At 70.9% G+C, this 21,731-nt stretch carries 22 protein-coding genes; 11 read left to right on the top strand and 11 right to left on the bottom strand.

Going from position 1 to position 21,731, the window contains the following annotated elements:
* Nucleotides 1-10 precede the first annotated feature (10 nt).
* From TSH58p_RS28860 to TSH58p_RS28835, 6 genes are read left to right on the top strand one after another with little or no spacing between them, the layout of a single operon-like run.
* Complete coding sequence (locus TSH58p_RS28860) at nucleotides 11-664, top strand: amino acid ABC transporter permease (protein WP_109070439.1); 654 nt, start codon at nucleotides 11-13, stop codon at nucleotides 662-664.
* A gap of 46 nt (nucleotides 665-710) precedes the next feature.
* Nucleotides 711-1,511: a transporter substrate-binding domain-containing protein gene (locus TSH58p_RS28855; protein WP_109070440.1), complete on the top strand. Its 801-nt coding sequence runs from the start codon at nucleotides 711-713 to the stop codon at nucleotides 1,509-1,511.
* Between the two features lie 59 nt (nucleotides 1,512-1,570).
* Nucleotides 1,571-2,359, top strand: coding sequence for an amino acid ABC transporter ATP-binding protein (locus TSH58p_RS28850; protein WP_094303362.1), 789 nt, complete (start codon nucleotides 1,571-1,573; stop codon nucleotides 2,357-2,359).
* 26 nt (nucleotides 2,360-2,385) lie between these two features.
* Complete coding sequence (locus tag TSH58p_RS28845; protein ID WP_109071482.1) at nucleotides 2,386-3,324, top strand: 2-hydroxyacid dehydrogenase; 939 nt, start codon at nucleotides 2,386-2,388, stop codon at nucleotides 3,322-3,324.
* A gap of 11 nt (nucleotides 3,325-3,335) precedes the next feature.
* Nucleotides 3,336-4,388, top strand: a complete 1,053-nt coding sequence (locus TSH58p_RS28840; protein WP_109071483.1) for a LacI family DNA-binding transcriptional regulator — start codon at nucleotides 3,336-3,338, stop codon at nucleotides 4,386-4,388.
* 26 nt (nucleotides 4,389-4,414) lie between these two features.
* A complete protein-coding gene (locus TSH58p_RS28835) occupies nucleotides 4,415-5,167 on the top strand; it encodes a 2-keto-4-pentenoate hydratase (protein ID WP_109071484.1) in 753 nt (250 codons plus the stop codon).
* 176 nt (nucleotides 5,168-5,343) lie between these two features.
* Here TSH58p_RS28835 and edd read toward each other — a convergent pair whose 3' ends face one another.
* On the bottom strand, nucleotides 5,344-7,143 hold the full coding sequence (gene edd, locus TSH58p_RS28830) for a phosphogluconate dehydratase (RefSeq protein ID WP_109071485.1): 1,800 nt from the start codon (nucleotides 7,141-7,143) through the stop codon (nucleotides 5,344-5,346).
* Between the two features lie 28 nt (nucleotides 7,144-7,171).
* On the bottom strand, nucleotides 7,172-7,723 hold the full coding sequence (locus TSH58p_RS28825; protein WP_109071486.1) for a gluconokinase: 552 nt from the start codon (nucleotides 7,721-7,723) through the stop codon (nucleotides 7,172-7,174).
* 118 nt (nucleotides 7,724-7,841) lie between these two features.
* On the opposite strand from TSH58p_RS28825, the gene TSH58p_RS28820 reads away from it, so the two are divergent.
* Nucleotides 7,842-8,918, top strand: a complete 1,077-nt coding sequence (locus tag TSH58p_RS28820; protein WP_247874191.1) for a LacI family DNA-binding transcriptional regulator — start codon at nucleotides 7,842-7,844, stop codon at nucleotides 8,916-8,918.
* Between the two features lie 64 nt (nucleotides 8,919-8,982).
* On the top strand, nucleotides 8,983-10,425 hold the full coding sequence (gene gndA, locus TSH58p_RS28815; RefSeq protein ID WP_109071488.1) for an NADP-dependent phosphogluconate dehydrogenase: 1,443 nt from the start codon (nucleotides 8,983-8,985) through the stop codon (nucleotides 10,423-10,425).
* A gap of 113 nt (nucleotides 10,426-10,538) precedes the next feature.
* Here the strand turns inward: gndA and TSH58p_RS28810 are convergent, their stop codons facing one another.
* From TSH58p_RS28810 to TSH58p_RS28800, 3 genes are all read right to left on the bottom strand, one after another.
* Complete coding sequence (locus tag TSH58p_RS28810; protein ID WP_109071489.1) at nucleotides 10,539-11,342, bottom strand: oxepin-CoA hydrolase, alternative type; 804 nt, start codon at nucleotides 11,340-11,342, stop codon at nucleotides 10,539-10,541.
* A complete protein-coding gene (locus tag TSH58p_RS28805; protein WP_109071490.1) occupies nucleotides 11,339-11,770 on the bottom strand; it encodes a PaaI family thioesterase in 432 nt (143 codons plus the stop codon). Before TSH58p_RS28805 ends, TSH58p_RS28810 begins: the two co-directional genes overlap by 4 nt.
* 74 nt (nucleotides 11,771-11,844) lie before the next feature.
* Nucleotides 11,845-12,825, bottom strand: coding sequence for a S1C family serine protease (locus tag TSH58p_RS28800; protein WP_109071491.1), 981 nt, complete (start codon nucleotides 12,823-12,825; stop codon nucleotides 11,845-11,847).
* 213 nt (nucleotides 12,826-13,038) lie between these two features.
* On the opposite strand from TSH58p_RS28800, the gene lysM reads away from it, so the two are divergent.
* Nucleotides 13,039-13,524: a peptidoglycan-binding protein LysM gene (lysM, locus tag TSH58p_RS28795; protein WP_109071519.1), complete on the top strand. Its 486-nt coding sequence runs from the start codon at nucleotides 13,039-13,041 to the stop codon at nucleotides 13,522-13,524.
* Between the two features lie 163 nt (nucleotides 13,525-13,687).
* The gene (locus tag TSH58p_RS28790; RefSeq protein ID WP_109071492.1) at nucleotides 13,688-14,569 is read left to right on the top strand and encodes a hypothetical protein; all 882 of its coding nucleotides are present in this window, start codon (nucleotides 13,688-13,690) and stop codon (nucleotides 14,567-14,569) included.
* Between the two features lie 3 nt (nucleotides 14,570-14,572).
* On the opposite strand, the gene TSH58p_RS28785 is transcribed toward TSH58p_RS28790, so the two are convergent.
* The 6 genes from TSH58p_RS28785 to TSH58p_RS28760 form a co-directional block, all read right to left on the bottom strand.
* Nucleotides 14,573-15,325, bottom strand: coding sequence for an ABC transporter permease (locus TSH58p_RS28785; protein WP_282183626.1), 753 nt, complete (start codon nucleotides 15,323-15,325; stop codon nucleotides 14,573-14,575).
* Nucleotides 15,322-16,260: an ABC transporter ATP-binding protein gene (locus TSH58p_RS28780; protein ID WP_109071493.1), complete on the bottom strand. Its 939-nt coding sequence runs from the start codon at nucleotides 16,258-16,260 to the stop codon at nucleotides 15,322-15,324. The genes TSH58p_RS28785 and TSH58p_RS28780 overlap by 4 nt, the downstream gene beginning before the upstream one ends.
* Nucleotides 16,257-17,429, bottom strand: a complete 1,173-nt coding sequence (locus TSH58p_RS28775; RefSeq protein WP_109071494.1) for an ABC transporter permease — start codon at nucleotides 17,427-17,429, stop codon at nucleotides 16,257-16,259. Before TSH58p_RS28775 ends, TSH58p_RS28780 begins: the two co-directional genes overlap by 4 nt.
* Nucleotides 17,430-17,433: 4 nt before the next feature.
* Entirely contained in the window at nucleotides 17,434-18,354 is a 921-nt protein-coding gene (locus TSH58p_RS28770; RefSeq protein ID WP_109071495.1) for an ABC transporter substrate-binding protein, read from the bottom strand.
* A 115-nt stretch (nucleotides 18,355-18,469) separates the two neighbouring features.
* Nucleotides 18,470-19,609 (bottom strand): ferrochelatase, encoded by a 1,140-nt coding sequence (hemH, locus tag TSH58p_RS28765; RefSeq protein ID WP_109071496.1) that lies wholly within the window; start codon nucleotides 19,607-19,609, stop codon nucleotides 18,470-18,472.
* 68 nt (nucleotides 19,610-19,677) lie between these two features.
* On the bottom strand, nucleotides 19,678-20,418 hold the full coding sequence (locus tag TSH58p_RS28760) for a GntR family transcriptional regulator (RefSeq protein WP_109071497.1): 741 nt from the start codon (nucleotides 20,416-20,418) through the stop codon (nucleotides 19,678-19,680).
* A gap of 268 nt (nucleotides 20,419-20,686) precedes the next feature.
* Here TSH58p_RS28760 and TSH58p_RS28755 point away from each other — a divergent pair, with 268 nt between their 5' ends.
* On the top strand, nucleotides 20,687-21,718 hold the full coding sequence (locus TSH58p_RS28755; RefSeq protein ID WP_109071498.1) for an ABC transporter ATP-binding protein: 1,032 nt from the start codon (nucleotides 20,687-20,689) through the stop codon (nucleotides 21,716-21,718).
* The last annotated feature ends 13 nt before the right edge of the window (nucleotides 21,719-21,731 follow it).

Below are 21,731 nucleotides of genomic sequence, written 5' to 3'. Positions count from 1 at the left end.
GGGCCGAGCCATGATCCGCGCCTTCAGTTACAACGAGTTCCTCTTCCTCCTCAGCGCCATGCAGTGGACGCTGGCCCTGTCGGCCATCGCCTTCATCGGCGGGGCCACGGTCGGTCTGGTCATCGCGCTGGCCCGCACGTCCGACATCAAGGCGCTGCGGCTGGCCGCCACCGGCTACATCCAGCTGTTTCAGGGCACGCCGTTGCTGATGCAGCTGTTCCTGGTGTTCTTCGGCGCCACGGTGCTGGGCCTCGACCTGAACCCCTGGGCCGCCGCCGCTCTGGGCCTGACGCTGAACGCCAGCGCCTTCCTCGGCGAGATCTGGCGCGGCTGCATCCAGGCGGTGCCGCGCGGCCAGTGGGAGGCCGCCTCCGCGCTCGGCCTGCGCTATCCGGGGCTGATGCGCTACGTGATCCTGCCGCAGGCGGTGAAGGTCGCGGTGCCGCCGACGGTAGGCTTCCTCGTGCAGCTGATCAAGAGCACGTCGCTGGCCGCCATCATTGGCTTCACCGAGCTGACCCGCGCCGGGCAGATCGTCAACAACGCCACCTTCCAGCCCTTCCTGGTGTTCGGCATTGTGGCGGTGCTCTACTTCCTGATGTGCTGGCCGCTGTCGCTGCTCAGCGCCCGTCTGGAGCGGCGCTACGCCCTCGCCAGCCGCTAAGCCCAACGCCGACCCTTCTTTCATAAGAACCGTGAGGAAACCCCCAATGACCCTGTCGATCACCCGCCGCCTCGCCGTCGCCGGCGCCATGATGGCCGCAGCCGTCGCCCTGGCCGCTCCCGCCGCCGCCCAGACCGTCGACGAGATCAAGTCGAAGGGCAAGCTGACCATCGGCATGCTGGTGGACTTCCCGCCCTTCGGCATCACCACCGCCGACGGCAAGCCGGACGGCTACGACGCCGACGTCGCCAAGCTGCTGGGCAAGCACATGGGCGTCCCGGTGGAGATCGTTCCGGTCACCGGCCCGAACCGCATCCCCTACCTGCTGACCAACAAGGTCGACCTGCTGGTCGCCTCGCTGGGCATCACCCCGGCCCGCGCCGAGCAGGTGCAGTTCTCCGAGCCCTACGCCGCCATCGAGATCGGTCTGGTCGCCCCGGCCAACACCAAGATCAAGGAGGCCGCGGAGCTGTCCGGCAAGCGCGTCGGCGTCGCCCGCGCCAGCACCCAGGACAACGCCCTGACCGCCGTCGCGCCGAAGGACGCGCGCATCATGCGCTTCGACGACGACGCCAGCGCCGTGCAGGCGATGCTGTCGGGTCAGGTGGACGCGCTGGGCCTCAGCAACGTGGTCACCAAGGAGATCAAGAAGCTGGCCCCGCAGGCGAACTACGAGATGAAGTTCGTGCTGAACCGTCAGGTCCAGGGCATCGCCATGCGCAAGGGCCAGGACGCCCTGCTGAAGTGGGTCAACGAGTTCATCGAGACCGCGAAGGCGAACGGCGAGCTGAACGAGGTCCACAAGAAGTGGCTGGGCACCGACCTGCCCCCGCTGACCAAGTCGTAACGGCTTAACGCCCTCTCCCCTCTGGGGAGAGGGCTTACACAGAGCAGGAGGAGTCCCCCATGGCCTCGGCTTACGATACCACGGACGTCCCCGCGCCGCGGCCGGTCAGCGGCGAGGTCGTCATCCGGATGGCCGGCGTCCAGAAATGGTACGACAGCTTCCATGTGCTGAAGGACATCGAGCTGGAGGTCCACAAGGGGGAGCGGATCGTCATCTGCGGCCCCTCGGGCTCCGGCAAGTCCACGCTGATCCGCTGCATCAACCAGCTCGAGAAGCACCAGAAGGGCACGATCACCGTCAACGGCGTCACGATCGATGCCAACCATCGCCACCTCGATCAGGTGCGGCGCGACGTCGGGATGGTGTTCCAGCAGTTCAACCTGTTCCCCCACCTGACCGTGGTCGAGAACTGCATGCTGGCGCCCATGCGGGTGCGCGGCACCTCCAAGCAGGAGGCGCGCGACATCGCCATGAAGTATCTGGCCCGCGTGCGCATCCCGGAGCAGGCGGACAAGTATCCCGGCCAGCTTTCCGGCGGCCAGCAGCAGCGCGTCGCCATCGCACGGTCGCTGTGCATGAACCCCAAGGTCATGCTGTTCGACGAGCCGACCTCCGCTCTGGACCCCGAGATGGTCAAGGAGGTCCTCGACACCATGATCGGGCTGGCCGAGGACGGCATGACCATGCTCTGCGTCACGCACGAGATGGGCTTCGCCAAGTCGGTCGCCGACCGCGTCATCTTCATGGACCGCGGCGAGATCGTCGAGCAGGCCACCCCGGCCGAGTTCTTCACCAATCCGAGGTCCGAGCGGACCCGCAACTTCCTCGGCCAGATCCTCACCCACTGAGTCTTCCCCATTAAGGACAGCGTTTGATGAAGCCGGAGATCCTCCTCGTCGAATCCATGATGCCGGACATCGAGGCGGCGCTGGACGCGGGCTACACCGTCCACCGCCTCGCCGGGGCGCCCGACCGCGACCGGCTGATCGCCGAGGTGGGACCGCGCGTCCGCGCCGTCGTCACCGGCGGCGGCACCGGCGTCAGCAACGCGATCATGGACGCCTGCCCCGGCCTGGGGATCGTCGCGATCAACGGCGTCGGCACCGACGCGGTGGACCTGAAGCACGCGGCGGACCGCGGCGTCCGCGTCACCAACACGCCGGACGTGCTGACCGACGACGTGGCCGATCTCGCCATCGGGCTGATGATCGCCGGGTCGCGCCGCATGATGGTCGGCGACCGCTTCGTGCGCGCCGGGCGCTGGCCGGGCGGCGGGCTGCCGCTGGCCCGCAAGGTGACCGGCAAGCGGCTGGGCATCCTGGGTCTGGGCCGCATCGGGATGGCCATCGCCCAGCGCGCCGCCGGCTTCGGCATGGACATCGCCTACACCAACCGCAAGCCGCGCGGCGACGTGCCCTACCGCTTCGTCGCCTCCCCGGTCGATCTGGCGCGGGAGAGCGACATCCTGATCGTCGCCGCCTCCGCCGGGCCGGACGCCCGCAACATGGTCAACCGGGCGGTGATCGAGGCGCTGGGTCCCGACGGGCTGCTGGTCAACGTCGCCCGCGGCGCCGTGGTGGACGAGCCGGAACTGGTCGCCGCTTTGACCGACGGGCGCCTCGGCGGGGCCGCGCTGGACGTCTTCGCCAACGAGCCGCACGCGCCGGAGGCCCTGTTCGGCCTGGACAATGTCGTGCTCCAGCCGCATCAGGCGAGCGCCACGGTCGAGACGCGGATGGCCATGGGCAATCTGGTGCTGGCGAACCTGTCCGCCTTCTTCGCCGGCCAGCCGCTGCCGACCGCCGTCGTCTGAATGGACCGTCCATGACCATTCTGGACGAGCGCGGCGGACCGGCCCGCATCACCCTGACGGAGGTGGCACACCACGCCGGGGTGTCGCGGTCCACCGTCTCGCTCGTCCTGCGCGGCAGCCCGCTGGTCGCCGCCGAGACGCGGGAGCGCGTGCAGGCCGCCATCGAGGCCCTGGGCTACGTCTACAACCGCGGCGCCGCGACCCTGCGCGCCGCCCGCACCGACACCGTCGGGCTGCTCGTCTGCGAGATCAACAACTCCTTCTACGGCGAGCTGACCGCCGGGGTGGACGACGTTCTGGGCGAGCGGGGGGTCGTCGCCTTCCTCGCCAACACCGCGGAATCGGGGGAGCGGCAGGACCGCTACCTCCAGCGCATGCGCGAGCAGAATGTGGACGGGGTGATCATCTGCCCCGCCGCCGGCACGTCGCCGGCCCTGCTGGACCGGCTGCGCCAGTGGCAGCTTCCCGTCGTCCAGGCGCTGCGTTTCATCTCCGCCCGCGAAGGCGATTACGCCGGGGTGGATTACGAGTTCGGCATGGAGATGGTGACCGAGCATCTGCTGCGGATCGGCCATCGCCGCATCGCCTTCGTCGGCGGCAACCTGTCCCACTCCGCGTCGGCCGGGCGCCGCGTCGGCTTCGCCGCGGCGCTGCGCCGCCACGGCCTGACCCCGGACCTCGTCGTCCGCTGCCCGGCCACCCGGCGCGGCGGGCTGGACGCGGTGGGGCCGCTGTTGGACCTTGCCGACCCGCCCACCGCGATGCTTTGTTACAACGATCTGGTCGCGTTCGGCGTGATGCTGGGGCTGGAGGCCCGCGGTCTGCGGGCGGGACGGGACATCGCCGTGACCGGTTTCGACGACGTCATCGAAGCGGCGATGAGCCGCCCCGCCCTGACCACAGTCGCCACCTCCGCCCGCCAGATCGGGCAGGAGGCCGCCCGCCTGCTGCTGCGCCGCATCGCCGACCCGCAGGGCGCGCCGGAGCGCGTGATCCTGCCCGCCCGGCTGGTCATCCGCGAGTCCTGCGGCGCCATGAGAGTCCAACCCGACAAGCACCAATAACCGAAGAAAAGCGAAGGCCCGAAGAGATGAACGATTCCGCATTCAGCGACTCCGTCGATGCCCTGATCCAGGCGCGCGAGACCCGCAACTGGCTGTCCGCCCTGCCGACCCGCCCCACCAGCGAGGCCGAGGCCTACGCCATCCAGGACGCCGTGGCCCGCCGCCTCGGCCCGGTGGTCGCCTGGAAGGTCGGCGCCCGCACCCCGGAGTCGGAGCCGTTCCGCGCCCCCATCCACGCCGACACGCTGTTCTTCGACACCACGACGCTCCCCGCCGCGGACTATCAGGTCATCGGCATGGAAGCGGAGATCGCCTACAAGTTCGCCAAGGACCTGCCGCCCCGCGCCGAGCCCTACAGCCGCGAGGAGGTGCTCGACGCCGTCGAGTCCGTCCATCCGGCCTTCGAGATCGTCGACACGCGCTTCGCCGGTTTCGGCTCGCAGAACGGGCTCAGCCACATGGCCGACCAGTTCAACCACGGCGCCCTGGTCGTCGGCCCGGCCATCGCCGACTGGCGCTCGCTGGAGCCGCTGAAGGAGCGCGTCGCCCTGGTCGTCGACGGCGAGACGAAGGCCGAGACCGTCGCCGGCAACTCCGCGGGCGAGCCGGTGCGGCTGCTGGTGTGGATGGCCAACACCGGTGCGGTCGGCCTGGGCGGCCTGAAGGCCGGCGACGTGGTGACCACCGGGTCGCACGTCGGCACCGTCATGGTCCCGGCGGGCAGCACGTCGGTCGCCGTGTACGGGACGATGGGGACGTATGAACTGACCGTGAAGTGATCGGACTGCGCTGGCCTCTGCCGGGACAGCTTTAATAACCCTCTCCCCTCCGGGGAGAGGGTGGTCCGGAGGGCCGGTGAGGGGGATGCGCATGGCGCTACGTCCGGCACAAGCGCACCCCCCTCACCCTGACGCTCTCCCCGGAGGGGAGAGGGAATCCGCAATAGGATCACTCCTCACCCGAACACCGACGCACCGGCCTCGGCGCTGCCCACCGCCCGGCGGAACACGCCGAACAGCTCCCGCCCGCAGCCGACACCGGCGTCCGCCGGCGCGTCCGCCAGCGGGCGCGCGTCCCACACAGCACCGTCCACCAGCACCTCCAGCGTGCCGCGCTCGGTGTCCAGCTGCAGCACGTCGCCGTCCCGCACCCGCCCCAGCGGACCGCCCGCAGCCGCCTCCGGCGTGACGTGGATCGCCGCCGGGACCTTGCCCGACGCGCCGGACATCCGCCCGTCCGTCACCAGGGCCACCCGGTAGCCGAGATCCTGGAGCACGCCCAGCGGCGGCGTCAGCTTGTGCAGTTCCGGCATGCCGTTGGCCTTCGGCCCCTGGAAGCGCACCACCACCACGACATCGCGGTGCAGCTCGCCGCGACGGAACGCCGCCTGCACCGATTCCTGGTCGGTGAAGACGCGGGCCGGCGCCTCGATCACGCGGTGGTCCGGCTTCACGGCGGAGACCTTGACCACCGCGCGCCCCAGCGGCCCGCCCAGAACGCGCAATCCGCCTTCCGCCGCCATGGGCGACGACACCGGAGCGAGCACGGCGGGGTCGAGGCACTCCCGGACCGGCGCGCCGCGGACCAGCTCGTCCCCCTCCAGCCGCAGCGGGCGGCGGTAGGCGGCGATCCCCTCACCCTCGCACACGGTGGCGGCGTCGCCATGCAGAAGCCCGGCGTCGGCCAGTTCCCCGATCAGGAAGGCCATGCCGCCCGCCGCCTCGAAGTGGTTCACGTCGGCGCTGCCGTTCGGGTAGACGCGGGCGAGCAGCGGCACCACCGCCGACAGGTCGGCGAAATCCTCCCAGGTCAGGGCGATCCCCGCCGCCGCCGCGATGGCCGGCAGATGCAGCGTGTGGTTGGTCGAGCCGCCGGTCGCCAGCAGCCCGACCACCGCGTTGACGATGGCGCGCTCGTCGACGATCTCGCCGATGGGCGTGCGCAGGGACACCACCCGCCGCGCCGCCGCGTCGGTCAGCGCGTCGCGCAGCGCCGTGCCGGGGTTGGCGAAGCTCGCCCCCGGCAGATGCAGCCCCATCATCTCGACCAGCATCTGGTTCGAGTTGGCGGTGCCGTAGAAGGTGCAGGTGCCCGGCGCGTGGTAGGACGCCGCCTCCGCCGCCAGCAGCGCCTCCTTGTCCAGCTTGCCTTCCGCGTATTGCTGGCGGATGCGCCCCTTCTCCTTGTTGGGCAGGCCGGAGGGCATCGGCCCGGCGGGCACGAAGACGGTGGGCAGATGGCCGAAGGACAGCGCGCCGATCAGCAGACCCGGAACGATCTTGTCGCAGACGCCGAGGCACAGCACGCCGTCGAAGGTGCCGTGCGACAGGGCGACCGCCGTTCCCATGGCGATGACCTCGCGCGAGAACAGCGACAGCTCCATCCCCGGCTCGCCCTGGGTGACGCCGTCGCACATGGCCGGCACGCCGCCCGCCACCTGCGCCACGCCGCCCGCCGCGCGCACCGCCGCCTTGAGCCGCTCCGGGTAGTCCCCGTAGGGCTGATGGGCGGACAGCATGTCGTTGTAGGAGGTGACGATGCCGATGGCCGGCGTGGAGCCGCCGCGCAGCGCCGCCTTGTCCTCCGCGGCGGTGCAGCCGGCGAAGCCGTGCGCCCGGTTGGCGCAGCCCAGCGCCAGACGGCGCGGCCCCTGCGCCGCGGCGGCCCGCAGCCGCTCCAGATAGGCGGCGCGGGAGATGGCGCTGCGCTCCCGGATGCGGCGGGTGACGGCGTCGAGGACGGGGTGAAGACTCATGGCGCGGTCTTTCCGGACGGAAGAAGGGTCAGGCGGCGGGGGCGACCAGGGCGGCGACGCGGGCGGCGATCTCCGTCGGGCTGGCGTCGATGTTGCACACGATGCCGAACTCTCCGGACCCCAGCGGCTCCAGCGCCGCGAACTGGCTGTCGAGCAGCGCGGTCGGCATGAAATGGCCGGAGCGCAGCGCCATGCGGGCGTGAATGGTGTCCCGATCGCCGTCGAGATGGACGAAGAGAACGCGCGTCCCGCCGGTGCTCAGCCGCTCGCGGTAGCGCCGCTTCAGCGCGGAGCAGGACACGACGATCGGCGCATTCGCGTCCCGCGCGAGCGCGATGTGGGCGGCGATGGTGTCCAGCCAGCCCCAGCGGTCCTCGTCCTGAAGCGGGATGCCGGCGGACATCTTCGCGATGTTCTCCGGCGGATGGAAGCCGTCGCCCTCCAGGAACTGCCAGCCGAGCCGCCGGGCCAGCTCCTTCCCCACCGAGGTCTTGCCGCAACCGGCCACGCCCATCACCACCACAGCATCCACCGGCCCGCCTGTGTTAGCGGTAACATCAGGGGACGAAAGAGCGCTCATGCCGATCGATCCTTAAAACAGAACAAGGGGGGAGAGGTGCGGATGTTACCGCTAACAAACGAGGCTTGTAAAGCCCAATCCGGCGCGGGATAATGGCCGCCGGACAATTGGAACGCTTATGACCGCCACCACCCGTAAACCCCGATCCTCGCGCAGCGGACGCACCACCATGGCCGACGTGGCCGCCGCCGCCGGGGTCAGCGCCATGACCGTGTCCCGCGCCCTGCGCCGGCCCGACACGGTCAGCGAGGAGGTGCGCGCCCGCGTCGAGGAGGCGAGCCGCCGCCTGGGCTTCGTGCCCAGCCGCGTGGCCTCGGCGCTGGCCTCGGCGCGGACGATGACGGTGGCGGTGCTGATCCCCTCCCTGACCAACGCCGTCTTCATCGACCTGCTGGCCGGCGTGCAGGAGACGCTGAGCCCGCAGGGCTACCAGCCGCTGATCGGCATCACCGGCTACGGCCCGGAGGCGGAGGAGCGCGTGCTGCGCACGCAGCTCGCCCACGATCCGGACGGGGTGATCCTGAGCGGGCTCGACCACACGCCGGGCACCTGGGAGCTGCTGCGCGGCCTGACGATCCCGGTCGTCCACACCATGGATCTGAGCGTGGAGGGGGTTCTGATCGCCGAAGGCGGGCATGGCGATTGCCCGGTGCAGACGGTCGGCTTCTCGCAGTTCGACGCCGGCTACGCCGTCGGCGCGCATCTGGCGGCGCGGGGACGGAGGCGGATCGGGCTGATCGCCGGGCAGCTCGACCCGCGGACGCGCCAGCGCTGCGACGGCTGGCGGCAGGCGCTGCGCGACGCCGGGCGGCACGACCCGGCGCTGGAGCTGATGGTGCCGGACGCCACCTCCGTCGCGCTGGGCGCGGACCTGCTGGAGCGCGCGCTGGCCGCCCATCCGGACACCGACGCGCTGTTCCTGTGCAACGACGATCTGGCGCAGGGCGCGCTGTTCCAATGCGCCCGGCTGGGCATTCCGGTGCCGGAGCGGCTGGCCGTCGCCGGGTTCAACGATCTGGCGGGGGCGGCCTGGACCGTCCCGCCGCTGACCACCGTCGCCACCCCCCGGCGTGCGATCGGCGTGGAGGCGGCCCGCCTGCTGATCGCGGGCATGGCGGACCGGACGCCGAAAGGCCTGGAAAATCCGCGCCGCGTGGATCTGGGCTTTCGCCTGATGGTCCGCGAGACCACTTGAGAGACCGCAACCGCCCCCCGCGCCGCGGGGGTTCTTCAAAGAGAATGTACGGGAGTTCGTCGTAATGGTGCAGGGCAACGCGACCGGGACCAGAGCGGAAACCGCCGCCGTCGGCTCGGCCGACATCGCCGTCCTCGGCCTGGGCGTGATGGGACGCAACCTCGCCGCCAATCTGGCCGACCACGGGGCCGTGGTGGCGGGCTACGACCTGGACGAGGGCCGCCGCGGCGCCTTCGCCGCCCAGGTGGGCAACGCCGTCCCCTGCGCGTCGGTGGAGGCGTTGCTGGGCGCGCTCAAGGCGCCGCGCACGATCCTGATGATGGTGCCCGCCGGCGCCCCGGTGGACGAGTTGACGACGGCCCTGCTGCCCCGCCTGTCGCCGGGCGACGTGCTGATCGACGGCGGCAACTCCCATTTCCGCGACACCAACCGTCGCGCCGCGCTCGCCGCCGCGGCGGGCGTGCGCTTCGTCGGGCTGGGCGTGTCGGGCGGCGAGGAGGGAGCCCGCCGCGGCCCCGCCCTGATGGCCGGCGGCGATGCCGAGGCGCTGGCTCCCGTCGCCCCGCTGCTCGCCGCCATCGCCGCCCGCGCCCCGGACGGCGAGTCCTGCTTCGCCCGCGTCGGGCCGGAGGGGGCGGGCCATTTCGTGAAGATGATCCACAACGGGATCGAATACGCCGACATGCAGCTGATCGCCGAGGCGTATCATCTTCTGCGCGAGATCGGCGGCTGCTCCTACGAGCGTCTGGCGGACATCTTCGCCGAGTGGAACGGCGGGGAGCTGGCCTCCTACCTGATGGAGATCACCACCGACATCCTGCGCACGAAGGACGGCGAGACCGGCGCCCCGATCCTTGAGGTCATCCGCGACGCCGCCGGCCAGAAGGGCACCGGCCATTGGGCGGCGACCACCGCGCTGGAGCTGGGCATGCCCGCCCCGACCATCGCCGAGGCCGTGCACGCCCGCTGCCTGTCCGCCCTGAAGGACGAGCGCGTGCGCGCCGCCGAGGCCCTGGCCATTCCCCACGCCCCGTCCCGCGAGGATCTGGTCGCGTCGGTCGGCGACGCGCTGCTCGGCGGACGGATCGCGGTCTACGCCCAGGGCTTCGCGGTCATCGCGGCGGGCAGCCGGCAGTTCGGCTGGGACGTCGATCTGGCGGCGGTGGCGCGCATCTGGCGCGGCGGCTGCATCATCCGCGCCCGCCTGCTCGACCGCATCCTGACCGCGCTGAACCGCGCGCCGGAACTGCCGAACCTGATGCTGGACCCCGACATCGCCGGTCTGATGACCCGCGGAGACGCCGGCTTCCGCCGCGTGGTGGCCGCCGCGACCCTGGCCGCGGTGCCGGTTCCGGCGATGGCTTCGGCCCTGTCCTACTGGGACGGCTACCGCAGCGGCCGGCTGTGGGCCAACATGATCCAGGCCCAGCGCGACTATTTCGGCGCCCACGGCTATGAGCGCACGGACCGCCCGGGCATGGTGCACACGGAGTGGAAAGTGGGGTGAGGTGGTTGAGCAGGACCCCCACCCTAACCCTCCCCCGCTGGCGCAGGGAAGGGGATCAAGCTCCCTCCCCCGTCCAGAGGGGGAGGGCCGGGGTGGGGGCCCCACGCTCGCACTCACCCCTTCGGAAACACCGGCGCCCGCTTCTCGAAGAAGGCCGTCACGCCCTCTCCGGCCTCGTCGTTGAACAGAGACTCCACGAAGGCGTCGCGCTCGCGGTCGAGCTGCTCCGCCAGCCCGCCGTAAGCCACCTCAAGCAGCCCCTTGGCGCGGCCCAGCGCCGCGGTCGGGCCATTCGCCAGCCGCTCCGCCCAGGCCGTCGCCTCGGCCAGCGCGCCGCCGGGGGCGGTCAGCCGGTTGATCAGGCCGAGCTGCGCCAGACGCGGCGCCGCCACGCGCCCACCCTCGAACAGGATCTCCGCGGCGAGCTGCGGCGGCAGCGCGCGGGCCAGCGACGCCGTGCCGCCGCCGTCGGAGGTCAGCGCGACCTTGATGTAGGACAGCGTGAAGACCGCATCCTCCGCCGCGACGATCAGGTCGCAGGCCAGCGCCAGCGGGAAGCCCGCCCCGCCCGCCGGCCCCTCGACCGCGGCGATCACCGGCTTCGGGCAGGCGCGCAGGCTGCGGATCATGGCGTGGAAGCTCTCCACCCCCGCCCGCACCGACTCGCGGTCGCCGCCGCGCGCCTCCTTCAGCCATTTCAGGTTGCCGCCGGAGCAGAAGGCTCCCTCGGCGCCGGTCAGCACCACGGCCCCGACGCGCGCGTCCGACGCCGCGGCGTCGAAGGCGGCGCGGGCCGCCTCCATCAGCGCCGGGCCGATGGAGTTGCGGGTGGCCGGGTCGTTGATGGTCAGGCGCAGCACGCGGCCGTCCTGCGCAATGTCCAAACCAGTCTTCTTATTGTTGGTGTTCTCGGTCATCGGGGCGTTCCCTCCGGATTTTCACTTCCCGGAGAATATTTGAACATTCCCTCGGCGGACGCCAGCAGCGCGCCATCATCCTTGCGCCGAACCTCGCCCCGGCAGCCGACGATCTTGCGCCCGCCGCCCAGCAGCGTGCCGCGGGCCACCACCGTGCCCTCCGCCACGGCACCCAGGAAGCTGGAGGACAGCGACAGCGTGACCACCCGGCGGGAATGGCCGGGCACCGTGCAATGGGTCGCCGCGAATCCCATGACGGTGTCGAGCAGGGTCATCAACGCGCCGCCATGCAGGACGCCACCCCGGTTGCGGTGCTGCGGCGCGATGGTCAGCTCCACCTCCGCCACGCCCTCGTCCCACCGCACCAGCGTGTAGCCGAGCAGGGTCTGGAAGCCGGAGGCCGGTTCCCCCTTCATCAAGTCGTCCATAAAAGCGCTCTCCAACCCGTCTTCTTGGTTCTGAGGCGCCAGTGTCGCACAAAATCGCCGCAAGAACGGGCGTGTCAGTGCCGCCGCGCCGCCTTCAGAAAGCGCTCGCGGTCGCTGGAGCCGACGCGCATGTCGAACACGTCGCCCTCCCGCTCCAGGGTCAGCGGCACGTCCACCCCCGCCGGGCCGAGGTTCCACAGGGCGCGGTAGAAGTCGGCCAGCGAGCCCACCGGCTGCCCGGCGACGGCGCGCACCACGTCGCCGGCCCGCAGCTCCGCCCGCTGCGCCGGCCCGTCGCCCGCCAGCCCGACCAGCACCACCCGCTCGCGCTCGTCCTGCGTGGCGTAGAGGCCGAGCCAGGGGCGCGGCGGGCCGCCGACCTTGCCGCGGGTCATCAGGTCGTCGAGGATCGGCTTCAGCAGGTCGATCGGCACGTTCATGTTGAGCGGCAGGACGCGCTCCTCCTCGGCCCGGTACTGGAGCTGGAGGGAGCCGATGCCCAGCAGTTCGCCGCCCGCCCCCAGCATCGCCGTGCCGCCCCAGTTCGGATGGGCCGGCAGGGTGAACAGCGCGTCGTCGATCATGTATTCCCAGTAGCCGGCGAACTCCTGCCGGGCGACCACCCGCGCGACGATCGACCGCTCGCGCCCCCCGGCCCCGGCCACCACCACCGGGTCGCCCAACTGCACATGGCGCGACGAGCCGAGCATCAGCGCCGGCACGCCGAGCGGCGACAGCGCCTGCACCAGCCCGAATCCGCTGGTGTGGTCGTAGGCGACGACATGCGCCTGCACCGCCCGCCCGTCGTTGGTGGTCAGCCAGATCTCCTCGGCCTCCGCGATCAGATAGCCGATGGTCAGGACCAGCCCGTCCTCGCGGATGACCGCGCCCTGCCCGGCGCGCTCCGTCCCCAGCACGCCGGCGGTGTAGGCGTCGTCCGGCACGCTGGCCCGCAGCCCGACCACGGCGGACAGCGCCCGGTCCAGGTCATAGGCCAGATCATCCGGGTCGGGCTGGAATTGCGGCGGAATCCGCCAGTCGTCGGACGGGTTCATCGGCGGCTCCTTTGCGCAAGGGGGTGGGTGATCCTCTCCCCTTTCGGCGTCATTCTCTATGGCTTTATTTGGGTTCCATGGCCTTATTTGGGAAGTCGAACGCGCCTGCGAAGCCCGGCGTTCCGCCCCCCCTCCTCCGCGCGTGAAACCAGCGGGCCGCAGCGATGTTGTCCGGGATCGCTTCACCATGGCGACCAACCGAGGGAGGACATGATGGGCCTGTTCGATTTCTTCCGCCGCGATCATGGCGAAAAGGTCGGCGACGCGGACGCCCCGACCGCCGATGAGTTGAAATCCCACCTGACGCAGGTCGGCCTGCCGACGAACGGGCTGGACATCCAGGTCGCCGACGACACGGTGACCGTCCGCGGCAGCGCCGCCTCGCAGGAGGAGAAGGAGAAGATCGCGGTGGCGCTCGGCAACGTGAAGGGCGTGTCGCGGGTGGACGACCAGACCGCGGTCATCGCCAAGGACCAGGGGGCGGGCGGCCCGGATCAGCCCACCGCGCCGCCGACCGGGCAGCCGGCCAGCCAGACGCGGTTCCACACGGTGGAGAAGGGCGACACGCTGTCCGCCATCGCCAAGAAGGTCTACGGCGACCCCAACCGCTACGCCGCCATCTTCGAGGCGAACAAGCCGATGCTGAAGGACCCGAACAAGATCTATCCCGGTCAGGTCCTGCGCATCCCGCCGCAGTGAGGCGGCGCCGTCCCGCGGCGGGGGAAGAGCCCCCCGCCGCGGGATCGGTCCGCAAAGGTGCAGATCGCACCGGATTCTCCCGTCAATCCGACCGATCTCGAATTGCTCCGCCCAAGCCCGTTCGGCAGGCTCTCCCCCACAAACCGGCAGGGAGGCGCAGGCCATGAAGATTATGGGATACCCCGACGAACTCATTCCACGCGTCGCGGCGGCCAACTTGGGAACCTGCCAGGACCGCCCGGCCTGTGTGAAGTTCCTGGAGGGACTTGCCGCGGCGGAAAAGGCGTACGAGTCGATCACCTGGAACCGGGTGATGCTGCAACCCCTCGCCAAGCCGGAGCCGTTGGACGACGACGTCATCAGCACCTACGAAGCCGAGGTGGCCAAGGTCATCACCCCCATGTTCCGGAAGCTGAAGACCGTCGGCACTCTGGCCGCGGAGGCCGCGAAGGATCTGGACGTTCTGACGAAGGCTCACCCGAAGGCCACGGTGGCGAAGAAGGCCCTCACTTTCGCCAAATCGGTGCCGGGCGTCACGGCCAAGCTCATCAAGACGTTCGAGGAGGCCATCGCCAAGGACCGCAAGGACATCAGCGCCCGCTTGGCGAAGGACGAAGCCGCCTATGAAAAGCAACGCAAGGCGGACCAGAAGGCGCAGGCCAAGGACAGTCCGTTCGTCAACCCCTTCGAAAAGAAGGGAATCGAGGATATCCTGAAAAGCAACAAGCTGACGCTGCTGTTGCACGCCGTCGCCGAGCAGGGGCGAACCGGCGAGAACATCGAGTTCCTCTCGATCACCCGCAAGGGTGTCGATCAGAAGAACGCTCCCAAGCTGTATAAGGTGTTCATCAACCAGAACAGCGCCAAGGGCCTGAACATCGACGACCATCTGCGGAATGATTTTCTCAACGGGATCGACAGCGGCGCCTACACGGACGCCCTGAAGAGCATCCGGACGCATGTGCTGAAAGTCGTGAACGAGGACACGCTGCCGCGCGCCAGGAAGCTCGACGAGACGGCCCTGCGCAAGCTCGGCTACAAATGACCCTTACACAGCACCGGGCCTCCAGCGGGTCAGCCGCGCCGCCAGCCGGTCGAAGCCGGCGTCCAGCACCACCGCCAGGGCGGCCACGATCACCGCCCCCTGGATGACGTAGGCGGGGTTGGAGCCGTTGAGCCCGACGATGATCGGCAGGCCCAGCGTCTTCGCCCCGACCGTGGAGGCGATGGCCGCCGTGCCGAGATTGACGACCGCCGCCGTCCGCACCCCGGCCAGGATCACCGGGGCGGCCAGCGGCAGCTCCACCCGCCACAGCAGCGCGCCCGGCCCCATGCCCATGCCGCGCGCCGCCTCGCGCACCGGTTCCGGCACCGATTCCAGACCGGCCACGGTGTTCTCCACGATGGGCAGCAGCCCGTAGAGCGTCAGGGCGATCAGCGCCGGAGCGGGGCCGAAGCCGAGGACGGGGACCGAGACGGCCAGCACCGCCACCGGCGGGAAGGTCTGGCCCATCGCCGCCACCGCGTCGAGGACGCCGCGGAACTCCCGGCCGAAGGGCCGGGTCACCGCGACGCCCGCCGCCCCGCCGAGCAGCACGGCGATCAGGCTCGCCCCGCCGGCCAGCGCCAGATGGTCGAGCGTCAAAGCGAGGAAGCCGTCCGCCTCGTACAGGGGCCGGTCGAGCGCCGGGAAGGCTGCGGCGAACAGCGGCTTCAGCGCCGGCATCCCCAGAACCAGCGTCGCCAGGACGAGCAGCCCCAAGGCCAGCCGGTCCGTCAGCAGACTCCGCAGGCGGCTCACGGCCGGTCGGGCCCGCGCAGCAGGTCGGCGAGGTGGAGCGCGCCCATCGGGCGCCCCTGCCCGTCCGCCACGGGAAGCCGGTCGGTGCCGCGCGCCACCATCGCGGCCAGCGCCTGACGCAGCGACGCCCCCGCCGCCAGGGGATCGCCGGGCGCCGTCTCGCCGGGGCGCAGCCGCTCCGCCACCGTTTCCACCGCCAGCCGCTTCAGCCCCCAATCCTCGCGCCCCACCAGATCGCGCACGCGGTCGTCGGCCGGTTGGGTCAGGATGTCGATCGGTGTGCCGGTCTGCACCAGCCGCCCGCGGTCCAGCACGGCGATCCGGCTGGCCAGCGCCAGCGCCTCGTCCATGTCGTGGGTGACGAAGACGATGGTGGTCCCGGTCGCCTTGTGGATCGCCGCCATCTCCGCCTGCAAGGCGCCGCGGGTGATCGGGTCGAGCGCGCTGAACGGCTCGTCCATCAACAGGATGTGCGGCTCCGCCGCCAGCGCGCGGGCGACGCCGACCCGCTGCTGCTGCCCGCCGGACAGCTCGTGCGGGTAGGCGCCGCGGTACCGCTCCGCATCGAGATTCAGCAGGGTCAGCAGCTCCGTCACCCGGTCGCGCACCCGCGCCCTCGGCCAGCCGAGCAGGTCCGGCACGGCGGCGATGTTGCGCTCCACCGTCCAGTGCGGGAACAGGCCTACGCTCTGGATCACGTAGCCCATGCGGCGGCGCAGCGCCTCCGGCTTCAGGCGGGCGATGTCCTCCCCCTCCACCCGGATCGTCCCGGCGTCCGGCGCGATCAGCCGGTTCATCATCCGCAGAACCGTCGACTTGCCGGAGCCGGACGGCCCGATCAGCACGCGGAACTCCCCGGCCGCCACGGTCAGGGACAGGTCGTCCACGGCGGTCCAGGCGCCGAACCGCTTGGTCACTCCCTCGAAGGCGATCACGCCGCCGTCCTCCCGAGTCGCGACAGCGCCAGCGCCGAGGCCAGCTTCAGCGCCGCGTCGGCGGCGACGGCCAGCAGGATCACCGGCACCGCCCCCAGCAGCACGAGGTCCAGCGCGTTGGCGAACAGCCCCTGGAACATGATGGCGCCCAGCCCGCCGGCGCCGATCAGCGCCGCCACCGCGGCCAGCCCGACCGCCTGGACCAGGGTGATCCGCACGCCGGACAGGAACACCGGCAGGGCCAGAGGCGCCTCGACCCGCCAGAAGACCTGGCGCGGCGTCATGCCGATGCCGCGCGCCGCCTCCCGCACCGGCTCCGGCACGCCGGCCAGCCCGGCGGCGGTGTTGCGCGCGATGGGCAGCAGCGAATAGAGCGTCAGCGCGATCACCGCCGGCACCGGCCCCACCCCGCCGATCCCCAGCCCCGGAAAGGCGGCGGCCAACGCCGACAGCGGCGCCAGCAGCAGCCCGAACAGGGCGATGGATGGGATCGTCTGCACCACGTTCAGCACCGGGAAGACCAGCCGCCCCACGGCGGGCGAACGCTGCGCCGCGACGCCCAGCGGCACGCCGATCAGCAGGGTCGGCACCAGGGCCGCGGCGACCAGCGCGGCGTGGCGCAGCACGGCCCCGGCGAAGACGTCCCGCTGGTTCGCGTATTCCTTCATGATCGACAGCTGGTCGAGATGCCCGGCGGCGAACTGCCCGCCGATCAGCGCCGCCACCAGAGCGCCCACGGCGATCCGCCCGGCGGGACCCAGCCCCAGCCGCCGCACCCCGTCGAGGACCGCGAGCAGAGCCGCCGCCTCCATCACCCAGAAGCCGGCCCCGAAGGAGGTCCGCGCCGCCGGGCTGGCCGTCGCGGCGAGCAAGGCGGCGTGCTGCCCGGCCAGCCAGACCAGCCCCGCCGCCGCAAGAACGCCCGCCCCGACATACAGGCCATTCACCGCCCGGCTTGTCCGCAGGAACGGCACGGCCAGCAGCAGGGCGACCGGCAGCAGCGCCGTCCCGCTCCATCCGGCGCCCGCCACCGCGCTCAACGCGATGGCCTTTCCGGACAGCAGCCGGTTCGGCGCGAAAGCGAGGAACGGCAAGGCCAGCGCCGCCGCCACGGTGACGGCGGCGAGCAGCAGGGCGACGCGGTTGTGGATCAGACGGAAGCGGGCCATCCCGTCAGTTCAGAAAGCCTTTCGACTTCAGATAGGTCGTGGCGACCGTCCGCGGGTCCTGCCCCTCCACGGAAATCTTCGCGTTCAGACCGCGCAGGGTCTCGGTGTCCAGGGATTTGAAGACCGGGTCCAGCAGGTCGCGGATCTTCGGATGGGCGTCCAGCACGCCGTCGCGGATGGTCGGGGCCGGCGCGTAGACCATCTGCGCGCTCTTGGTGTCCTTCATGACCACGAGGTCCAGAGCGGCGATGGCGCCGTCCGTGCCGTAGACCATGGCGGTGTTCACGCCGGACGTGCCCTCGGCCGCCGCGCGGATGGTCGCCGCCGTGTCGCCGCCGGCCAGCACCAGGATCTGGTCGGGCTTCAGCGTGAAGCCGTAGGATTTCTGGAAGGAGGGCAGCGCCGCCGGGCTTTCCACGAACTCCGCCGAGGCGGCGAGCTTCGCCGTGCCGCCGGCACCGACCCAGCGCGAGAAATCCTCCATGGTGGCGAGGTTGTTGGGCGCCGCCACGTCGCGGCGCAGCGCGATGGCCCAGGTGTTGTTCGCCGGTGCCGGGGCCAGCCAGACGATGTTGTTCTTGTCGCGGTCGAGCTGCTTCACCGTCTCGTAGCCGGCGGCGGCGTTCTTCCAGGCCGGATCGCTGTCGAGGTTGAAGAAGAAGGCGCCATTGCCGGTGTATTCCGGATAGACGTCGATCTCCCCGGCCAGCAGGGCGCTGCGCACGATCCGGGTGGGGCCGAGCTGGATCTTGTTCTCCACCGGGATGCCGTTGGCCTCCAGCACCTGAAGGATCATGGTGCCGAGCAGGCCGCTTTCGGCGTCCAGCTTCGATCCGACACGGACCTTGTCCGCCGCCGCGGCGCTCCCCGCCGTCAGCAGCGCTCCCAGCGCCAGGGCGGCCACCGCCCGAACCACACGCCGCATCCCCCGCATCCTCCCAACCATCGTCCAGTGTGTCCGTCCGCCAGCATGGGGAAGCCGGGCCGCCACGGCAACCCACCCTTTCCGCCGGTGCGGTCCTCCATTTTGGAGAAGGGGGTCACGCCGTGACGTGGTCCTCCGCGTCGCGGGCCACCCGCGACCCGGCGCCGTCCACCCAGCCGCCCAGCTCGCGCTCGACGAGGTCGGCCAGGAAAATGACATGGTCGGGATGGTCGTTCAGGCAAGGAATGTAGGTGAAGCGCTCGCCCCCCGCCGCCATGAAGGCGTCCTTCACCTGGAACTGGATCTCCTCCAGCGTCTCCACGCAGTCGGCGGAGAAGCCCGGCGCGATCACCGCGATCTTCGTCTTGCCGGCGCGGGCCAGCTCCTCGACCGTCTTGTCGGTGTAGGGCTTCAGCCACTCCGCCTTGCCGAAGCGCGACTGGAAGCTGTACTGGACGCGCCCCGCCTCCCAGCCCAGCCGATCGGCCAGCAGGCGCGCGGTCTTCACGCAGAAGCAGTGATAGGGGTCGCCGCGGTCGAGATAGGCCTTCGGCAGGCCATGGAAGCTCGCCAGCAGGACGTCCGGCGTGTGGTCCAGCGCCGCGATGTGCCGCACCACCGACCGCGCCAGCGCCTCGATGTAGCCCGGCTCGTCGTGGTAGGCGGGGACGGTGCGCACCGCCGGCTGCCAGCGCATGGTCATCAGCTGGCGGAAGGCCTGGTCGTTGGCCGTGGCCGTCGTGGTCGCTGAATATTGCGGGTAGAGCGGGAACAGCAGGATGCGGTCGCAGCCCTGGTCCTTCAGCCGCTGGATCGCCGGGCCGACCGCCGGCTGGCCGTAGCGCATGGCCCAGTCCACCACCACGCTTTCGCCGTGCCGCGCCGCCAGCGCCGTCGCGACGCCCTCCGCCTGGGCGCGGGTGACGCTCTTCAGCGGGCTTTCGTTGCGCTCCTCGTTCCAGATGCTTTTGTAGGCATGGCCGCTCTTGCCCGGACGCACGGTCAGGATGATGCCGTTCAGCACCGGCCACCAGACGGCCTTCGGCACCTCGATCACGCGGGGGTCCGACAGGAACTCCTTCAGGTAGCGGCGCATCGACCAGTAGTCGGTCGCCTCGGGCGTTCCGAGATTCATCAGAAGCACACCGACGCGGCGCGCGGGAACCGGCAGATGGTCGGCGGGCTTGGAAATGGGCTGCATGATGTCGGTCACCTCGATGTCGCGGCGGGCAGCATAATAGCGAGCCGAACCCATCGGAAGCAGCCCTTTGTCCCTATGCGGTCGATAGGGCCGGGCTATCCTCCGGCCGTTCGGACAGGCCCTTACGTCCGGCCCGCCGGCCGATCCGCGAAAACGGATTTCAGATCGACCGCGCCATCCGGCCGCAGATCGAGGTCGAGCTGCCGCTCCACCTCGTCGAGATGCTCCATCATCAGCCGCAGCGCCGCGCCGGGCGGTCCGGACTCCAGCGCCTCGACGAAGCGCCGGTGCTCGGTGGCGGAGCAGGAATGGGCGGACCGCCGCTCGAACGCCGCGATGGCGAGGCTGGAGCGGTCGATCAGGTCCGCCAGGATTCCGGCCAGCGTCGCGTTCCCGGCGAAGTCGGCGAGCAGAAGGTGGAACTGACCCGACAGGCGGATCAGCGCCATGCGGTCGCCGGCCCGGTCGGCCTCCTCCTCCTGCGCCAGATGGGCGCGCAGCTTGGCCGACATCTCGTCCGGCAGCGGGCGCGGGCTGCGCTCCAGCGCCTCCACCACGGCGCGCTCGATCACCCGCCGGGCCTCGAACACCTCGCGCGCCTCCCGCGCGGTGGGCTTGGCGACGAAGGCGCCGCGGTTGGGGATCAGCGTCACCACGCGCCGCTGCGCCAGCAGGAGCAGCACCTTGCGCACCCGCTCCCGGCTGACGCCGAACACCTCGGCCAGGCTCTCCTCGGCCAGCTTGGTGCCGGGCGGCAGGCGGCGGTCGGCGATGGCGTCGCCGATGCTGCGGACGATGCGGGCCTCCGCCCCCTCCCCCCGCCCGCGGACGGCGCGGCGGGGGGCGCTCAGGACAGTCTTCATGATGGCATGGCTGGCTGTTCAAACCTTCGCCGCGGATTGTGCACAAAACGGACCAGCGGACAAACGCGGCGGCCGCGCGCTGCCCATGCATCAGGCACAGCCCACCCATGCACAATTTTGCGCCACAGCGCCGAAATCCTGACCATTCGCTGATTTTCGCCGCTGGAAAGGCGCGGGATTCCGCCATTCACACGCTGGCATGGAACTTGCGGACATCTCCGACAGCCGCAGCGGGCCCTGCGGATTGTGCACAAAATCGGAGAAGGTCATGACCGCCAGATCGACCGCAGCCGGATCGACCGCCGCCGGATCAACCGTCGAACTGGTGAAGCTGCGCAAATTCTACGGTTCGACCGTCGCCGTGGACGGCATCGACCTGCGCATCGCCGCTGGCGCCTACTGCTGCCTGCTCGGCCCCAGCGGCTGCGGCAAGACCTCCACGCTGCGCATGATCGCCGGGCACGAGGACATCTCCGACGGCGACCTGCTGATCGGCGACACGGTGGTCAACGGCGAGCCGCCGGCCCGCCGCGGCACCGCCATGATGTTCCAGAGCTACGCCCTGTTCCCCCACCTGGACTGCACCGACAACGTCGCCTTCAGCCTGAAGATGAAGGGCGTGGCGAAGGAGGAGCGGCGCCGCCGCGCGCGGGAGATGCTGGACCTCGTCCACATGTCCCAGTACGCGGACCGGCTGCCCGCCCAGCTCTCCGGCGGCCAGCAGCAGCGCGTGGCGCTCGCCCGCGCGCTGATCACCCGTCCCGGCGTGCTCCTGCTCGACGAGCCGCTGTCGGCGCTCGATCCCTTCCTGCGCATCCGCATGCGCGAGGAGCTGAAGCGCCTGCACACCGAGCTTGGCATCACCTTCGTCCATGTCACCCACAGCCAGACCGAGGCGATGGCGCTGGCCGACCTCGTGGTGGTGATGAACCAGGGCCGGATCGAGCAGGCCGGCCCGCCGCGCGAGGTCTTCAACCAGCCGCGCACCGCCTTCGTCGCCCGCTTCATCGGTGGCCACAACGTGGTGGAGGACGCCGCCGGCCGCCGGGCCGTGCGGGCCGACCGCATCCTGCTCGGCCAGCCTGCCATTTCCGATCACGGCACCGACCATCAGCTGGAAGGCACCGTCCGCGCGCTGGAGTATCACGGCGCGTCGGTCCACCTGACGCTCGACGTGCCGGGTGCCGAGGACTTCGCGGTGGTGCTGGACGAATCCCGCTTCTACGACGCCCCGCTCGCCATCGGCGACCGCGTGACCGCGGGCTGGAAGGCGCGCGACGTCCACCCCCTGGTCGCCTGATTTCCCGACCAAC

Source organism: Azospirillum sp. TSH58 (genome assembly GCF_003119115.1).
Taxonomy (GTDB): Bacteria; Pseudomonadota; Alphaproteobacteria; order Azospirillales; family Azospirillaceae; genus Azospirillum.
This window is presented reverse-complemented; position numbering and strand designations above follow the sequence as displayed.

Coding starts and splice junctions, on each gene's coding strand:
- TSH58p_RS28770 (WP_109071495.1), bottom strand. CDS start 18,354: ATGCGGCGTGTGGTTCGGGCGGTGGCCGCCCTGGCGCTGGGAGCGCTG.
- edd (WP_109071485.1), bottom strand. CDS start 7,143: ATGAGTCTTCACCCCGTCCTCGACGCCGTCACCCGCCGCATCCGGGAG.
- TSH58p_RS28755 (WP_109071498.1), top strand. CDS start 20,687: ATGACCGCCAGATCGACCGCAGCCGGATCGACCGCCGCCGGATCAACC.
- TSH58p_RS28855 (WP_109070440.1), top strand. CDS start 711: ATGACCCTGTCGATCACCCGCCGCCTCGCCGTCGCCGGCGCCATGATG.
- TSH58p_RS28790 (WP_109071492.1), top strand. CDS start 13,688: ATGAAGATTATGGGATACCCCGACGAACTCATTCCACGCGTCGCGGCG.
- TSH58p_RS28840 (WP_109071483.1), top strand. CDS start 3,336: ATGACCATTCTGGACGAGCGCGGCGGACCGGCCCGCATCACCCTGACG.
- TSH58p_RS28775 (WP_109071494.1), bottom strand. CDS start 17,429: ATGGCCCGCTTCCGTCTGATCCACAACCGCGTCGCCCTGCTGCTCGCC.
- TSH58p_RS28820 (WP_247874191.1), top strand. CDS start 7,842: ATGACCGCCACCACCCGTAAACCCCGATCCTCGCGCAGCGGACGCACC.
- TSH58p_RS28850 (WP_094303362.1), top strand. CDS start 1,571: ATGGCCTCGGCTTACGATACCACGGACGTCCCCGCGCCGCGGCCGGTC.
- TSH58p_RS28805 (WP_109071490.1), bottom strand. CDS start 11,770: ATGGACGACTTGATGAAGGGGGAACCGGCCTCCGGCTTCCAGACCCTG.
- hemH (WP_109071496.1), bottom strand. CDS start 19,609: ATGGGTTCGGCTCGCTATTATGCTGCCCGCCGCGACATCGAGGTGACC.
- TSH58p_RS28800 (WP_109071491.1), bottom strand. CDS start 12,825: ATGAACCCGTCCGACGACTGGCGGATTCCGCCGCAATTCCAGCCCGAC.
- TSH58p_RS28860 (WP_109070439.1), top strand. CDS start 11: ATGATCCGCGCCTTCAGTTACAACGAGTTCCTCTTCCTCCTCAGCGCC.
- TSH58p_RS28835 (WP_109071484.1), top strand. CDS start 4,415: ATGAACGATTCCGCATTCAGCGACTCCGTCGATGCCCTGATCCAGGCG.
- TSH58p_RS28825 (WP_109071486.1), bottom strand. CDS start 7,723: ATGAGCGCTCTTTCGTCCCCTGATGTTACCGCTAACACAGGCGGGCCG.
- TSH58p_RS28760 (WP_109071497.1), bottom strand. CDS start 20,418: ATGAAGACTGTCCTGAGCGCCCCCCGCCGCGCCGTCCGCGGGCGGGGG.
- lysM (WP_109071519.1), top strand. CDS start 13,039: ATGGGCCTGTTCGATTTCTTCCGCCGCGATCATGGCGAAAAGGTCGGC.
- TSH58p_RS28845 (WP_109071482.1), top strand. CDS start 2,386: ATGAAGCCGGAGATCCTCCTCGTCGAATCCATGATGCCGGACATCGAG.
- gndA (WP_109071488.1), top strand. CDS start 8,983: ATGGTGCAGGGCAACGCGACCGGGACCAGAGCGGAAACCGCCGCCGTC.
- TSH58p_RS28810 (WP_109071489.1), bottom strand. CDS start 11,342: ATGACCGAGAACACCAACAATAAGAAGACTGGTTTGGACATTGCGCAG.